The sequence below is a fragment of the Pseudomonas sp. 51_B genome, assembly GCF_017491595.1.
Taxonomy (GTDB): Bacteria; Pseudomonadota; Gammaproteobacteria; order Pseudomonadales; family Pseudomonadaceae; genus Aquipseudomonas; species Aquipseudomonas promysalinigenes.
Genome location: NZ_JAFGYW010000010.1, coordinates 51,280 through 66,157, shown reverse-complemented (window position 1 = coordinate 66,157; position 14,878 = coordinate 51,280). Strand labels below are relative to the sequence as shown.

Annotated in this window: 9 protein-coding genes; 2 read left to right on the top strand and 7 right to left on the bottom strand. The window is 61.5% G+C overall.

Annotation, left to right across the window (positions count from 1 at the left end; all coding sequences use genetic code 11):
• Positions 1-97: 97 nt before the first annotated feature.
• The 5 genes from dbpA to J5M56_RS13370 form a co-directional block, all read right to left on the bottom strand.
• A complete protein-coding gene (dbpA, locus tag J5M56_RS13390; protein WP_243430750.1) occupies positions 98-1,432 on the bottom strand; it encodes an ATP-dependent RNA helicase DbpA in 1,335 nt (444 codons plus the stop codon).
• 112 nt (positions 1,433-1,544) lie between these two features.
• Positions 1,545-2,972 carry a multidrug transporter subunit MdtD gene (gene mdtD / locus J5M56_RS13385; protein WP_060478130.1) on the bottom strand — a complete coding sequence of 476 codons (1,428 nt, stop codon included), beginning with the start codon at positions 2,970-2,972 and terminating at the stop codon, positions 1,545-1,547.
• Between the two features lie 88 nt (positions 2,973-3,060).
• Positions 3,061-4,380, bottom strand: a complete 1,320-nt coding sequence (locus J5M56_RS13380; protein ID WP_207937112.1) for a TldD/PmbA family protein — start codon at positions 4,378-4,380, stop codon at positions 3,061-3,063.
• The gene (locus tag J5M56_RS13375; RefSeq protein WP_207937111.1) at positions 4,380-5,822 is read right to left on the bottom strand and encodes a TldD/PmbA family protein; all 1,443 of its coding nucleotides are present in this window, start codon (positions 5,820-5,822) and stop codon (positions 4,380-4,382) included. Before J5M56_RS13375 ends, J5M56_RS13380 begins: the two co-directional genes overlap by 1 nt.
• Before the next feature lie 31 nt (positions 5,823-5,853).
• The gene (locus tag J5M56_RS13370) at positions 5,854-7,656 is read right to left on the bottom strand and encodes an acyl-CoA dehydrogenase (RefSeq protein ID WP_186476348.1); all 1,803 of its coding nucleotides are present in this window, start codon (positions 7,654-7,656) and stop codon (positions 5,854-5,856) included.
• A gap of 763 nt (positions 7,657-8,419) precedes the next feature.
• Between J5M56_RS13370 and J5M56_RS13365 the strand changes: the two genes are divergently transcribed.
• On the top strand, positions 8,420-8,866 hold the full coding sequence (locus J5M56_RS13365) for a hypothetical protein (protein WP_243430736.1): 447 nt from the start codon (positions 8,420-8,422) through the stop codon (positions 8,864-8,866).
• Between the two features lie 21 nt (positions 8,867-8,887).
• Here J5M56_RS13365 and J5M56_RS13360 read toward each other — a convergent pair whose 3' ends face one another.
• The gene (locus tag J5M56_RS13360) at positions 8,888-9,043 is read right to left on the bottom strand and encodes a hypothetical protein (protein ID WP_186476350.1); all 156 of its coding nucleotides are present in this window, start codon (positions 9,041-9,043) and stop codon (positions 8,888-8,890) included.
• Positions 9,044-9,058: 15 nt separating this feature from the next.
• On the bottom strand, positions 9,059-13,012 hold the full coding sequence (putA, locus tag J5M56_RS13355; RefSeq protein WP_207937110.1) for a trifunctional transcriptional regulator/proline dehydrogenase/L-glutamate gamma-semialdehyde dehydrogenase: 3,954 nt from the start codon (positions 13,010-13,012) through the stop codon (positions 9,059-9,061).
• Positions 13,013-13,370: 358 nt separating this feature from the next.
• On the opposite strand from putA, the gene putP reads away from it, so the two are divergent.
• Positions 13,371-14,849: a sodium/proline symporter PutP gene (putP, locus tag J5M56_RS13350; RefSeq protein WP_207937109.1), complete on the top strand. Its 1,479-nt coding sequence runs from the start codon at positions 13,371-13,373 to the stop codon at positions 14,847-14,849.
• Positions 14,850-14,878 lie beyond the last annotated feature (29 nt).

Below are 14,878 nucleotides of genomic sequence, written 5' to 3'. Positions count from 1 at the left end.
CGCTGAACCCTGTGCAAGCGGTTAACCCGCGAAGACGGTGGTGAGCCCACTGTCACCTTCGCGGGTAAACCCGCTTCTACCAGGACCTTGCCTGGCTTTAGACGATACGAACTTTAAGGGCTCGGCCCTTGATCTTGCCGCTGTTCAGGCGCTGCATGGCCTGTTTGGCCAGTGGCCGCTCTACCGCCACATAAGCCTGGAAGTCGAAGATCGCGATCTTGCCCACTTGCTTGCCTGGGATGCCTGCATCTCCGGTCAATGCACCAAGGATGTCACCCGGACGCAGCTTGTCCTTGCGCCCGGCGCCGATGCACAGCGTGCTCATCAACGGCAACAAGGGTTCGCCCTTGTTCTTCAGGCTGTCGAGCTGGTCCCAGCGCAGCGGGGTTTTCTGCAGTGTTTCGATGGCCTGGGCGCGGTGGCCTTCGGCCGGCGCTACCAGGCTCACCGCGATGCCTTTCTCACCTGCGCGGCCAGTGCGGCCCACCCGGTGCACATGGATTTCGGCATCCCGTGCCAATTCGACGTTGATGACCATGTCCAGCCCGTCGATGTCCAGGCCTCGCGCTGCCACGTCAGTGGCTACCAGCACCGAGCTGCTGCGGTTGGCGAACATCGTCAGCACCTGATCACGGTCACGCTGCTCCAGATCACCGTGCAGCGCCTGGGCGACGATGCCCTTGGCGGTCAGGTGAGCCACCACGTCCTCGCATTGCTGCTTGGTGAAGCAGAACGCCACGCACGACTGTGGGCGGTAGTGGCCCAGTACACGGGTGAGGGCCTCCAAGCGCTGCTGCGGGTCGATCTCGATGAAGCGCTGCTCGATCTGGTTGTCGGCATGCAGGCTTTCGACTTTCACCTGCTGCGGCTTGCGCATGAAATCGGCGGCCAATTGCTCGATGCCGGCCGGGTAGGTAGCCGAGAACAGCAGGGTCTGGCGGCGCGCTGGCGTCTTGCCGATGATGCTGGCGATGGCGTCGAAAAAGCCCATGTCGAGCATGCGATCGGCTTCGTCCAGCACCAGGGTATTGAGGCCGTCGAGCACCAGGGTGCCTTTGTCCAAGTGCTGCTGGATGCGCCCGGGGGTACCGACGATGATGTGCGCGCCATGTTCCAGCGAGGCGATCTGCGGGCCCAGCGACACGCCACCGCACAGCGTGAGGATCTTGATGTTGTCCTCGGCGCGGGCAAGTCGGCGCAGCTCCTTGGCCACCTGATCGGCCAGCTCGCGGGTAGGGCACAGCACCAGCGCCTGGCAGCCGAAGTAGCGTGGGTTGATCGGGTTGAGCAGGCCGATACCGAAGGCGGCGGTCTTGCCGCTACCTGTCTTGGCCTGGGCGATCAGGTCCTGGCCCTTGAGGATGACGGGTAGGCTCTGGGCCTGGATCGGCGTCATCGAGGCATAGCCCAGGGCGTCCAGGTTGGCCAGCATGGCGGCGGACAGCGGCAGGGTGGCAAAGGCGGTAGTTTCGGTGGTCACGAGGCGGGCCTGCGTTGCGAAGCGAAAAATGCTGCACAGTCTACCAGCCTCGTGGCCATTCGCCCTACGACTCGATGTCTTGTTCCGGACGACGGGCACGCCTTCCGTCCGTGGGCGCCAGTTGCAGGAAGATGGCCGCGGCGAGCATGGCCATGATGCCGATGGTGACGAAGGTCAGCTGGAAGGCACCCAGCGTGGTTTCCACGCCATCGGCATTACCGGCGGCAGTGAACCCGCCGAGCAGGGCGCCAGCGCAGGCCACGCCGAGGCTCAACGACAACTGTGCGACAACTGACAGCAGGCTGTTGCCGCTGCTGGCGCTGGCGTCGTCCAGGTCGATCAGGGTGACGGTATTCATCGCTGTGAACTGCATCGAGTTGACCGCACCCAGCAGTGCCAGTTGCACCAGCAGCATGGCATAAGGGGTCTGCTCGTCGACCAGGCCAAGGCTGGCCAGCAGGATGCCCAGCAGCAACGTGTTGCTGGTCAGCACGATGCGATAGCCCAGGCGCTCGATCAATGGCCGGGCGACCGACTTGGCCAGCATGGCCGATGCCGCCAGGGGGATCATGCTCATGCCGGCCTGAGCTGGCGAATAGCCCAGCGCCACCTGCAGCAGCAGCGGCACTAGAAATGGCAGCGCGCCGCTGCCCAGGCGAGAGAACAGGTTGCCGAGAATCCCGATGGCGAAGGTGCGCACGCGGAACAGGCTGGGTGAGAACAGCGGCTCCGGGTCGCGACCGGCGCGCAGCCAGTAGGCTGCCAGGCAGGCCATGCCGGCGAACAGCAACAGCATGACGCGCAGGTGCGGCAGGTGCAGCTCACCGAGGCCTTCCATGGCGATGGTGATAAGCACCATTGCCGCGCCGAACAGCACAAAGCCTGGGCCGTCGAAAGTGGTGCGTTCGGCACCGCGCAGGTCAGGGATGAACTTCCAGACCGCGTAGCAGCCTAGCGCCCCGACTGGCAGGTTGAGCAAGAAGATCCAGTGCCAACTGAGGATTTCCACCAGCCACCCGCCCAAGGTCGGGCCGAGCAGCGGGCCGAGCAGGCCGGGTATGGTGATGAAGCTCATGATTCGCACCAGCTCGGTGCGCGGGTAGGCGCGCAGTACCACAAGCCGCCCAACCGGCAGCATCAGGGCGCCCCCCAGGCCCTGCACGACGCGGGCGAAGATCAGAAAGCCCAGGCTGTTGGCCATAGCGCAAAGCAGCGAGCCGAAACTGAATAGCAGGATGGCACTGAAAAAGATGCGCTTGGTACCGAAGCGGTCGGCGATCCACCCGGAGGCCGGAATCAACAGCGCTACTGTGAGCATGTAGGCAATGATCACCCCCTGCATGCGCAGCGGGTCTTCGGCCAGCGAGCGGGCCATCGCCGGCAATGCCGTGTTGAGGATGGTGCCGTCCAGCGACTGCATGAAGAAGGCGATGGCCACCACCCAGGGCAGCCAGCGGGCGGTGATCGGGTCAAGCGGTGGACGTTCGGGCATGACTTCCTCGTTTGTCATTGCCGGCCTTTTCGCGGCTGTGCAATCTCGGTGATCACAGCTTGAGGTGCGAAAAGGCCAGCCAATCCAATCACAATGTCAGGGTCAACCCTTTGACCAGCGCTCCGGGCAGATGACTCGAACCGGTACTGCGCTGCCCATAAGTGCTGGTCGATAGAATCATCTCCCGCTCTTGGGTCAGGTCTTCGAGCTGGCTGCCGAGCAGGCTGTACAAGCTGTCATCGAAGCGCATGGTATTCACCGGCCCCTGAATCTCGCCGTTTTCCACCCAAAGTGTGGCGAAACGGGTCAAGCCCGTCATGCGTGCGGCGGGTAGGTCGGAGTAGTTGAGGTACCACAGGTTGCTGATGTAAAGCCCGGTGCCCAGCCGTTCGAGGACCTGCGCGCTGGGCAAACTACCCGGCGCCAGGCTGAGCGCGCAAGGCGACTCGTAGCTGTCGGCACCATTGGCCAGCAACCCGAATTCTGCCGCGCTGCGAGCGCTGACCAGCCGCTGCAAGGCTTTGCCGTGGGCGATCAGCGGCACGTCCATGCGCGGCGAGCCCTCGTCGGAGAAGGCCGGACTGAGCGAGCCGCTGATCTGCTCGCTGAGGGTCACTTGTGGGTGCAGTTGCGCATCGCCGTTGTAGAGGCGCTGCAAGGCACTGTTGCCAGTAGCCAGGGCTTGGGCCGAGAAGCCACCCCAACAGAGCATACCGGCGATCTCGTCCATCGCCGCCGGCGCCAGGTAGGCGCGATAGCTCCCAGGTTCGAGGGTGATGGCGGGGCGCCCAAGAAAGCCCAACTGTTCCCGCGCCTGGCGCAGACGTGTGGTGAACGCTTCCTCACTCCAGTGTTGGCCGGCATAGTTGGCTTTCACCGCCTGGCCATTGCTGTGGAACAAGCTCCAGTCGAAGTTGAAGCTGTTGGCCTGGTGCCAGCCAAACGCCCCGAACGAGCTGGCAAAACCACGGTAGATCGGCCCTGCGGCATAGATGCCGACCAGGTCCAGGTCACTCGTTTGGTCTTCAAGCAGCGCCAGTAGCTGATCGAGGGCAGGCAGCGGCTGGTCCTGCTGGTCGAGCTTGTGCCAGGCACTGTCGTCCAGGCGCAGGTAGGGGTCGACGGCCAGCAGCGGTAAGGTCTGACGTAGCTGCTGCAACGCCTGGCTCAGGCGTTGCTGGTCGATTGCAGGGTCGCCACTGAGGGTCACTTGCTGCTCTGCCTGGCGCCCGTCACGGATCAGCCGTAACTGCGCGCTGGCCTGGCTCACCTCGCCGGCCTGGCGCACTTTGGCGTGATTGAAACGCACGAACTGCGACCGCTCGGCGCTGAAGCCGCAAGTGAAGTGCTCGCCTGTTTGCAGGGCCGCCTGCACGGAGGCGACCAAGGTCTGGAAAAGCTGTTTCATCAGGCGTCACCTCCGAACACGTCGATCTGGCGGAATACGCAGGCGGGCGAGGCATGCCCGACCCTGACCACCTGGTTGGGTTCGCCTTTGCCACAGTTGGGCGTACCAAGCACCTGGAAGGTGCTGCGATCACCGACGGCCGCGAGATTACGCCAGAACTGCGCCGAGATGCCGCGGTAATTCGGGTTCTTGACCACGCCTTTGAGCTCGCCATTTTCGATCAATTGGCCCCATTCGCAACCGAATTGGAATTTGTTGCGCGCATCGTCGATGGACCAGGAGCGGTTGGTGCGCATCAGGATGCCGGACTCGATGCCCTGCACCAGTTGTTCGAGGGATTGATCACCGGGCTCGATGTTGAGGTTGGCCATACGGTCGATCGGCGCACGGTTCCAGCCGCAGGCGCGGCTGTTGGCCACGCCGTCCAGGCCCGAACGAAATTGCGACAGCGCACCGCCCAGCGGGCGCAGCAGCAGGCCGTCGCGAATCAGGAACTGCTTACTGGCAGCGCTACCGTCATCATCGAAGCTGTAGCTGGCCAGCTCTTCGCCTATGGTGGGGTCGAAGGTCACGTTCAGCAGGCTGGAGCCGTATTGCAACTGGCCGAAGTCGCGGGATGTGACGAAGCTGGTGCCCGCGTAGTTGCGCTCATCGCCAAGGATCCTGTCCATTTCCAGTGGGTGACCGATCGACTCATGGATTTGCAGCATCATCTGGTCGGGCATCAGCAGCAGGTCGCGCGGGCCACTGGGTGTGTTAGGCGCCAGCAGCAATTGCAGCGCCTGGTCGGCCACATGCCGACCAGCACCGACCAAACCACAGCGCTCGATGATCTCGAACCCGCCCTGTTGGCCGAAATTTTCGCGGCCCAGGCTGCGGCATTGGCTGTCCTGTCCGTCGCTGGCGGTGACGCTCAAGCCTGGGAAAATGAAGCGCTGTGCATGGCGCAGCTGTGCGCCAGCCGAGTTCAGGTAGGTCTGTTCGACGACGCTTATGCCCAGGCTGGCCTGCCAGTCCACCAGGCGGCTGTCTTTCGGCACGCTGGCCGATTCGGCGGCCAGCAGGTCCAGGCAGTCGGCCAGATTGGGCACCGGCTGGTCGAAGTTGGGCGAAAGGTGGTCGTGACAGGCGCTGGTCACCGGTTGCTCGCGCAGATCGAGCAGGCTGTGCTTGGCGATCTGCCGTGCCAGTTTTTCAGCCTGTTCCAGTGCCTGTTGCAGGCCAGCTTGCGACAGATCTGCAGTGGCCGCGTAGGCCTCAACGCCATTGACCCGCACTGTCAGCATGGCGCCTTCGTCCTGGCTGAAGTGCGGCGGTTCGGCCACATTGCGGCGCACCGAAAGCGCCTGATGCGCCTGTTTCACATGGCGTAGGGAAAACATCTCGGCGGTGCTGCGCAGCGCGGCAAAGCGCTGGCGCAGCAGGGCGCTGGAATCGAACATGTGCAAGCCTCCGTTTTCACGGTGGCTCCCCCTAGAACCACCCTTCTTGCATGGTAAGACACGTGTCGTCGCGCGCCTCGAGCAATGCCAGCTCATTATGGCAGCCAGGAATTTCCCAAGTCAGGAAATAACGTGCGGCTTGCAGCTTACCCTGGTAGAAGTCGCGGTCAGCAGCTGTACCGTTGAGCAGGCCAAGTTCGGCATGAATGGCCTGTTCCAGCCAGCGCCAGCCGACCACGCAGTGGCCGAATACCTTCAGGTACAGGGCGGAGTTGGCCAAGGCGCTGGCAACCTTGGATTGGGCAAGATCGCCCAGCAGGGATAGCGTCACCGCCTGCAGGCGGTTGACCAGGTGCTCCAGGGGCTGGCGCATCGCGTCCAGGTTGGCGTGATGGCTGGCCCGTTCAGCCGTTGCAGCGATCTGGCGGATCAGTTGCTTGAGCCCAGCGCCGTTGTTCTGCGCAAGCTTGCGCCCTAGCAAGTCCAGGGACTGGATGCCCTCGGTACCTTCGTGGATCGGGTTCAGGCGGTTGTCGCGGTAGTACTGCTCTACGGGGTACTCGCGGGTGTAGCCGTGGCCGCCGAGTATCTGGATGGCCAATTCGTTGGCCTTGAGGCAAAAGGTCGAAGGCCAGGATTTCACGATAGGGGTCAGCAGGTCGAGTAACTGCTGAGCCTGGTCGCGCTGAAGCTGATCTTGGGCCGTGTGGGTATCGTCGTATAGCCGCGCAGCGTACAGGCCAAGGTCGAAGGCGCCTTCGACATAAGCTTTTTGCGTCAGCAACATGCGCTTGACGTCGGTGTGGCTGATGATTGGCACGGCTGGGCTGTGCGGGTCTTTGTTGTCCGGCATACGGCCCTGTGGACGCTGACGGGCGTACTCCAAGGAATACAGGTAGCCGGCGTAGCCGAGCATCACCGCACCCATGCCGACGCCGATGCGCGCCTCGTTCATCATCTGGAACATGCACGCCAGTCCCTGGTGGGGCTGGCCGACCAGATACCCAACGCACTGGCCTTGATCACCGAAGTTCAGTGCGGTGGAGGTGGTGCCGCGCCAGCCCATCTTGTGGAACAACCCCGCCAGCGACACATCGTTGCGCGAGCCACGGCTGCCATCGTCGTTGACCAGGTACTTGGGCACGATGAACAGCGAAATGCCCTTAACGCCGGGCGGTGCATCCGGCAGCTTGGCCAGCACCATGTGCACGATGTTTTCCGACAGCTCGTGGTCGCCGCCGGAGATGAAGATCTTGTTGCCCTTGAGTCGGTAAGTGCCATCGCCGGCGGGTTCGGCGCGGGTGCGGATATCGGCCAGCGAAGAGCCTGCGTGGGGTTCGGTCAGGGCCATGGTGCCGAAGTAGCGGCCTTCGATCATCGGTTGCAGGTACAGACGCTTTTGTTCGTCGGTGCCGAAGCTCTCGATGAGGTTGGCTGCGCCCATGGTCAGGAACGGGTAGGCCGTGGTGCCGGCGTTGGCTGCCTGGAAGTGGGCGAAGCAGGCCTGCGAGACCAGGCTGGGCAGTTGCATCCCGCCCGCGTCGTAGTCGCGATTGGCGTTGAGGAAGCCGGCTTCGAGGAAGGCGTCGACGGCGGGCTTTACCTCGGGGATCAGCTCGGCGCGGCCGTTGATGTAGCGCGGCTCGTTCTCGTCGGCCTTGCGGTTGTGCGGGGCGAAGAGTTTTTCGGCGATGGTGCGGGCGGTGGCCAGGGCCGCGTCGAAGGTTTCGCGGCTGTGCTCGGCGAAACGCGGGCGTTGAGCCAGGGCTTGGGCGTCGAGCACTTCGTAGAGTTCGAAAGCCAAATTGCGGGAACTGAGCAGGGTCTCGGGCATGGCAGCGGTCCTTGAACGGGCATGTGCCGAGTCTAAGCGGTGGTACTGGAAGGGGGGAGGTTAATAGGTTTGGGTGATATGGGTTTAGAACGGGTGAGGGTGGGCTGGCGCTTGCCTTGATTGTTTCGTTGCCGGTGAGATCGAGCGCCGCCCGCGCGGCGCATCGCGAGCTGCGCTCGCTCCTCCGTTTGTTTCGGGCCATTAACCTCTGTGACAGGCGCGCTCGACCGCCTTGTGGGTACGACGCGAGATCTTGCCAAGATCTCACCGTCGGCAACCATCTCAAGACATACGCCCATGAAAAAGGAGAATGCTGGTAAGGCTCGCAAGCTTCCACGAAATGCAGGGGGTGCTTACGCATCTTGCGGAAAGCCCCTACAACCATAGCAATGAAAAAGAGGTAGATGTTGTTCTTTGCTAGTGAGGAAATTTTGTGGATAGAGTTTGCCATTGGCGCAATGTTTGGAAAGAAGAAATTTCCAGGGTCGAAGATCGTTTCTTTGCCCAGTCCGTCGTCCGAGACGCACTGCGCAGAAGTATTCATCTGCGCGGGTTGGGTGAATTTATTGGTGCTTGTAATTTGCCTGTGGGGCGAGCATTGCTCGGCGATGAAATAGAGCGAGCTTTGACATTGGTGCGTAATGGAAAATGGTTTGTTGTTCGCGAGAATGTACGCTCTCCGATTGATGTGTCGTGTTAGCCCGAATTGAGGTGGGCGCCATCAAAAATGGATCATCAGCTGTATGGAAGTGGATAGTGCACATTGACTGACTCAAGCGTTAGACTGCGGCATTTCTTATATCTGTTCTGGGCCGGCATGGACGCGTTTTACATTTGTTTGTATTGTCTGCGTAGCGCTGCCCGTGGAGATGTGCCGCTCTGGTCGGACTTGGAGAGTGGCCTTGAAGTGATGCGTAGTTGGGGTGGGCCGGAAGCGTTGATTTGGGCTGGTTTGGTTCTACAGGGGTCGGTGGTCGTCACGTGTATCGGACTTTATGCAGGTAAAAAGTGGGCTGTGTACTTGGCGATGCTGCAAATACCATTTAGATATTTTTATATTGTTCCATCTGTTTCAATAGTCTTGGTTCTGCCGATGATTATTGCTGAAATCAATAATTGGATATGGGTGGCGGGGCTTTTGTCTTCAGAGTTAGTCAAAGGTTTGAGTCTCTGGTGGTTGCGTCGTCAGGTTAAGCCACTGAGGTGTTGACCTGAGCGCGAGTAGGGGCTATCAGGGCTTATAGGTGCTTGCCTTGATTGTTTCGTTGCCGGTGAGATCGAGCGCCGCCCGCGGGGCGCATCGCGAGCTGCGCGGGCGGCGCTCGATCTCGCAGGCGCAGAAAAACTCAAGACGAAAAAAAGGAGAGCCGAAGCTCTCCTTGTTCATCGATAACCCCAGCCGTCAGCCAATGGTCATCAAGCTGGCGTTACCGCCCGCCGCCGCTGTATTCACACTCACCGCTCGCTCGATCACCAGGCGCTCCAGGGCAATCTGGTGGTCGCCACTGGACAACCCATGCACACCCACGATCGCCCCGGCACGCTTGGCCACTTGCTGGCACACGCCGCGCAGTTGGTCCGAGTCGCCGTGGTGGATGACAGCGTCGAATGCCACTTCATCCTTGCTCCAGTCGCTCACCAGCTTGACCTTGGCCTGCAGCTCCTTCGGCAAGCGGCCGCGCAGGGCCTTGCCTGGCTCGCCGTCCACCCATACCGCCGAGCTGCCCACAGCCAGCACGGCAGCCAACTGCGCCAGCAGGTCGGCCTCGTTGTCCGCCAGGCACAGCACATGTTCGCGCGGCAGGATGGTGTAGCTGTTGCGCTCGCCGGTAGGGCCTGGCAAGAGACGGGCGATACCGCTCTGCGATTGGCTGGCGAACTGTTCGCACAGCGTAGCCAGGTCAGCGTCTTGGTTGCTCTGCGCCCATGCCTTCAAGCTGTGCAGCGGCTTGACCAACTGTTCATGCAAGGCGCGGTCTGGCTGGCTTTGGCCATCGGCCTGCTGGAAATGCCGGCCAATCGCGTCGGCCGGGCGGGTCGACAGCAGGCGGTACAGGTACAGCGGGCCGCCGGCTTTCGGGCCGGTGCCGGACAGGCCTTCGCCACCGAAGGGTTGCACGCCGACCACGGCGCCAACGATGTTGCGGTTGACGTACATGTTGCCGGCATTGGCAGTCTCAACCACCTTGGCGATGGTTTCGTCGATGCGGGTATGGACACCGAGGGTCAGGCCATAGCCGGATGCGTTGATCTGCTCGATCAGTTGATCGAGGTTGCGGCGGTTGTAACGCACCACGTGCAGGACAGGGCCGAAGATTTCACGCTTGAGCTCATCGAAGCTTTCCAGTTCGATCAGGGTCGGCATCACGAAGGTGCCGCGTTTGATTTCGGCAGCATCGGCGATCGCCACCTGATACACCGCGCGGCCTTTATCGCGCATGCCTTGGATGTGCTTCTCGATACCAGCCTTGGCTTCGGCGTCGATTACCGGGCCAATGTCCACGGCCAGGCGGTCTGGGCAACCCAGACGGCTCTCGGCCATTGCGCCCTTGAGCATTTCGATCACGCGGTCGGCGGAGTCTTCCTGCAGGCACAGCACCCGCAGCGCCGAGCAGCGCTGGCCGGCGCTGTCGAAGGCCGAAGACACCACGTCGATCACCACCTGTTCGGTCAGCGCCGACGAGTCGACGATCATCGCGTTCTGGCCACCGGTTTCGGCAATCAGCGGGATCGGACGGCCTTGGTTGTCCAGGCGGCCGGCGACATTGCGCTGCAGCAGCCGGGCCACTTCGGTGGAGCCGGTGAACATCACACCTTTGACGCGCTCGTCACCGACCAGGCCGGCACCGACGGTTTCGCCACGCCCTGGGAGCAGTTGCAGCACGCCTTCCGGGATGCCTGCCTCGAGCAGCAGGCGCACAGCCTGGGCGGCGATCAGCGGAGTCTGCTCGGCAGGCTTGGCCAGTACCGGGTTGCCGGCAGCCAGTGCTGCAGCCACTTGGCCGGTGAAGATGGCCAGTGGGAAGTTCCACGGGCTGATGCACACCACCGGGCCCAGCGGGCGGTGGGCGTCGTTGCTGAAGTCATTACGGGCCTGCACCGCGTAGTAGCGCAGGAAATCTACGGCTTCACGCACTTCGGCGATGGCGTTGGCGAACGTTTTGCCCGCTTCGCGGATGAGCAGGCCCATCAACGGCTGTATTTCAGCCTCCATCAGGTCGGCGGTGCGCTCCAAGATGGCTGCGCGCTCGGCCGGGGGCGTGGCCTGCCAAATCGGCGCGGCGTTCAGTGCGCACTGGATGGCATTGTCGACGTCGGCGACGGTGGCTTCTTGCACGTGGCCCACCACGTCGCGGTGGTCTGCAGGGTTCAACACGGCGACGGCAGCTGTTTCGCTGGCGGCGCAGGCCAGCATCGGAGTGGCTTTCCAGTCGCTCTGAGCGGTGGCCAGCATGGCGCAGGACAGCGATGCCAGGCGATGTTCGTTGGCCATGTCGATGCCGGCGGAGTTGGCGCGGTCGGTGCCGTAGAGCTCGCGCGGCAGCGCAATGCGCGGGTGCGGCAGGCCGATGCCGCCCTCCTGAGTACCCATGCGCTCGATGCTGGCAACTGGGTCGGCAACCAATTCCTGGATGGAGATGGAATGGTCGGCGATGCGGTTGACGAACGAGGTGTTGGCGCCGTTTTCCAGCAGGCGACGAACCAGGTAGGCCAGCAGGGTTTCGTGGGTGCCGACCGGTGCGTATACCCGGCAAGGGCGGTTCAGCTTGCCATCTGCCACCTTGCCTACAACTTGCTCGTAAAGGGGCTCACCCATGCCGTGCAAGCACTGAAACTCATATTGGCCTGGGTAGTAGTTCTGGCCAGCGATATGGTAAATCGCCGATAGGGTATGGGCGTTGTGGGTCGCGAACTGTGGGTAGATCGCTTCCGGCACGGCCAGCAGCTTGCGAGCGCAGGCGACGTAAGAAACGTCGGTGTACACCTTGCGGGTGTAGACCGGGTAGCCTTCCAGGCCTTCGACCTGTGCACGCTTGATTTCGCTATCCCAGTACGCGCCTTTTACCAGGCGGATCATCAGGCGATGACGGCTGCGCTTGGCCAGGTCGATGACGTAGTCGATCACATACGGGCAGCGCTTCTGGTAAGCCTGGATCACGAAGCCGATACCATTCCAGCCTGCCAGGCTTGGCTCGAAGCACAGGCGCTCGAGCAGGTCCAGGGACAGCTCCAGGCGGTCGGCTTCTTCGGCGTCGATGTTCAGGCCAATGTCGTATTGCTTGGCCAGCAGGGTCAGCGACAGCAGGCGTGGGTACAGCTCCTCCATCACGCGCTCGTACTGGGCGCGGCTGTAGCGCGGGTGCAGTGCCGAAAGCTTGATGGAGATACCTGGGCCTTCATAGATGCCGCGGCCATGGGACGCTTTGCCGATCGAATGGATCGCCTGCTCATAAGAGGCCAGATATTTCTGCGCGTCGTGCTCGGTCAGTGCGGCTTCGCCAAGCATGTCGTAGGAGTAGCGGAAGCCCTTGGCCTCGAAGCGGCTGGCATTGGCCAGGGCTTCGGCGATGGTTTCACCGGTGACGAACTGCTCGCCCATCAGGCGCATCGCCATGTCGACACCCTTACGGATCATCGGCTCGCCACTTTTACCGATGATGCGCGTCAGCGAGGAGCTCAGGCCCGTTTCGTTGTGGGTGGAAACCAGTTTGCCGGTCAGCAGCAGGCCCCAGGTGGCGGCGTTGACGAATAGCGACGGGCTGTTGCCCAGGTGTGGCTGCCAGTTGCCGTTACTGATCTTGTCGCGAATAAGGGCGTCGCGGGTGCCCTTGTCAGGGATGCGCAGCAGCGCCTCGGCCAGGCACATCAGCGCCACGCCTTCCTGAGACGACAGCGAGAACTCTTGCAGCAGGCCCTGGACGATGCCAGCACGGCCGCCAGCGCTCTTCTGATTGCGCAGTTTCTCGGCAATGCTTGCGGCCAGCTTGTTGGTCGCTTCCGCCTGGGCAGTGCTAAGGCGCGCCTGCTCAAGAAGCATCGGCACCACTTCCTGCTCAGGGCGGCGATAAGCGGCGGTGATCGCCGAGCGCAATACCGACTGCGGCAGAATGCTTTCGGCAAATTCGAGGAAGCACTGGTGGGCGTGGTCTGGCTGGACTTCCCCGGCATCGTCAACCAAGCTGTTTGCATGGCCGTTAAGCTCGGTCAAAGTGGCACCACCCTCTAGCTTCTCCAGATAATTGAAGATCGCTTGCTTGATCAACCAATGCGGCGTGCGATCGATCGATTGCGCAGCTGCTTTGAGTCGTTCGCGGGTCGGGTCATCGAGTTTGACCCCAAGGGTGGTCGTCGCCAATTTCTTATCCTCATTATTGCCACGGCTGTGGCTTAAGCTGGCATCAAGATTATCTGTAGGAGATTTCGGGTGCAACCAGGTGCAACCCGTTTTTTCACAAGAAAAGGTGCAACTCGTCTGAGGCGATTTCCTACCGTGTGAAAAGAATCCTTTATGGTGCGTTTTCTTCTATGTAGGCGCTCTTTTGCTCCAAAAAGAAGCAAGAAACAGGATTTTTCCTAAAGGGTACGGCCGGGTGCAACTGTCAAATGAAAAAGGGTTGCACCGGGTTTGCGTTGTTGCATAGGATTCGCGGCCTGGGTGCAACCGACTTCGCGAAGGTTGCGCATGACATAAAAACAAACGCCAGGGCACACGCATGGGCAATCCACTAACGATCACTTTCGTGATCTATATCGCGGTTATGGTACTGATCGGTTTCGCCGCTTATCGGTCCACAAAGAACCTTTCCGATTACATTCTTGGCGGACGCAGCCTGGGCAGTGTGGTTACCGCACTCTCGGCTGGCGCTTCCGACATGAGCGGTTGGCTGCTGATGGGCCTGCCGGGTGCCATCTACTTCGCCGGCCTTTCCGAGGCCTGGATTGCCATCGGCCTGACCGTTGGTGCCTATCTGAACTGGTTGTTCGTCGCCGGCCGTCTGCGCGTGCAGACCGAGCACAACGGTGATGCGTTGACGCTGCCAGATTATTTCTCCAGCCGGTTTGAAGATGCCAGTGGCTTGCTGCGGATCATCTCGGCCATCGTGATTCTGGTGTTCTTCACCATTTACTGTGCTTCTGGCATCGTTGCTGGCGCTCGTCTGTTCGAGAGCACTTTCGGCATGTCGTACGAAACCGCTCTGTGGGCAGGGGCCGCAGCCACCATCGCCTACACCTTCATCGGTGGTTTCCTTGCGGTGAGCTGGACCGACACCGTGCAGGCATCGTTGATGATCTTTGCGTTGATCCTCACTCCGGTGATCGTGCTGATCTCGACCGGTGGTTTCGATACCACCTTCATGGCCATCGAAGCGCAGAACCCGGCCAATTTCGATATGTTCAAAGGCGCCACCTTCATCGGCATCATCTCGCTGTTGGGCTGGGGTCTGGGCTACTTTGGCCAACCTCACATCCTGGCGCGTTTCATGGCTGCCGACTCGGTGAAATCCATCGCCAAGGCTCGCCGTATCTCCATGACCTGGATGATCCTTTGCCTGGCTGGCACCTGCGCCGTGGGCTTCTTCGGTATCGCCTACTTCTCTGCCCATCCGGATCAGGCAGGCCCGGTCACCGAAAACCATGAGCGCGTGTTCATCGAGCTTGCCAAGATCCTGTTCAACCCATGGATCGCTGGTGTGCTGCTGTCGGCCATCCTGGCGGCGGTGATGAGTACCCTCAGCTGCCAGTTGCTGGTTTGCTCCAGTGCATTGACCGAGGACTTCTACAAAGCCTTCCTGCGCAAGGGTGCATCTCAGCGTGAGCTGGTCTGGGTAGGCCGCTTCATGGTGCTCGCCGTTGCTCTGATCGCCATTGCCATGGCTGCTAACCCGGAAAACCGCGTGCTGGGTCTGGTTGCATACGCTTGGGCCGGCTTCGGCGCAGCGTTCGGCCCAGTGGTACTGATCTCGGTCCTGTGGAAAGGTATGACTCGCAACGGTGCGCTGGCAGGTATCGTGGTTGGCGCGCTGACCGTGATCCTGTGGAAGAATTTCGACACCCTAGGCCTTTACGAAATCATCCCAGGCTTCCTGTTCGCCAGTATCGCTATCGTGGTGGTGAGCAAGCTGGGTAGTCCTTCGAAGGCCATGGCTGCGCGTTTCGCAGCAGCGGATGCTGCGTACCACGCCGAGAAGTGACGTGATTGCAGCCGACGGCAGTCAATGCC

Coding starts and splice junctions, on each gene's coding strand:
- dbpA (WP_243430750.1), bottom strand. CDS start 1,432: ATGCTGGCCAACCTGGACGCCCTGGGCTATGCCTCGATGACGCCGATC.
- mdtD (WP_060478130.1), bottom strand. CDS start 2,972: ATGCCCGAACGTCCACCGCTTGACCCGATCACCGCCCGCTGGCTGCCC.
- J5M56_RS13380 (WP_207937112.1), bottom strand. CDS start 4,380: ATGAAACAGCTTTTCCAGACCTTGGTCGCCTCCGTGCAGGCGGCCCTG.
- J5M56_RS13375 (WP_207937111.1), bottom strand. CDS start 5,822: ATGTTCGATTCCAGCGCCCTGCTGCGCCAGCGCTTTGCCGCGCTGCGC.
- J5M56_RS13370 (WP_186476348.1), bottom strand. CDS start 7,656: ATGCCCGAGACCCTGCTCAGTTCCCGCAATTTGGCTTTCGAACTCTAC.
- J5M56_RS13360 (WP_186476350.1), bottom strand. CDS start 9,043: ATGAACAAGGAGAGCTTCGGCTCTCCTTTTTTTCGTCTTGAGTTTTTC.
- putP (WP_207937109.1), top strand. CDS start 13,371: ATGGGCAATCCACTAACGATCACTTTCGTGATCTATATCGCGGTTATG.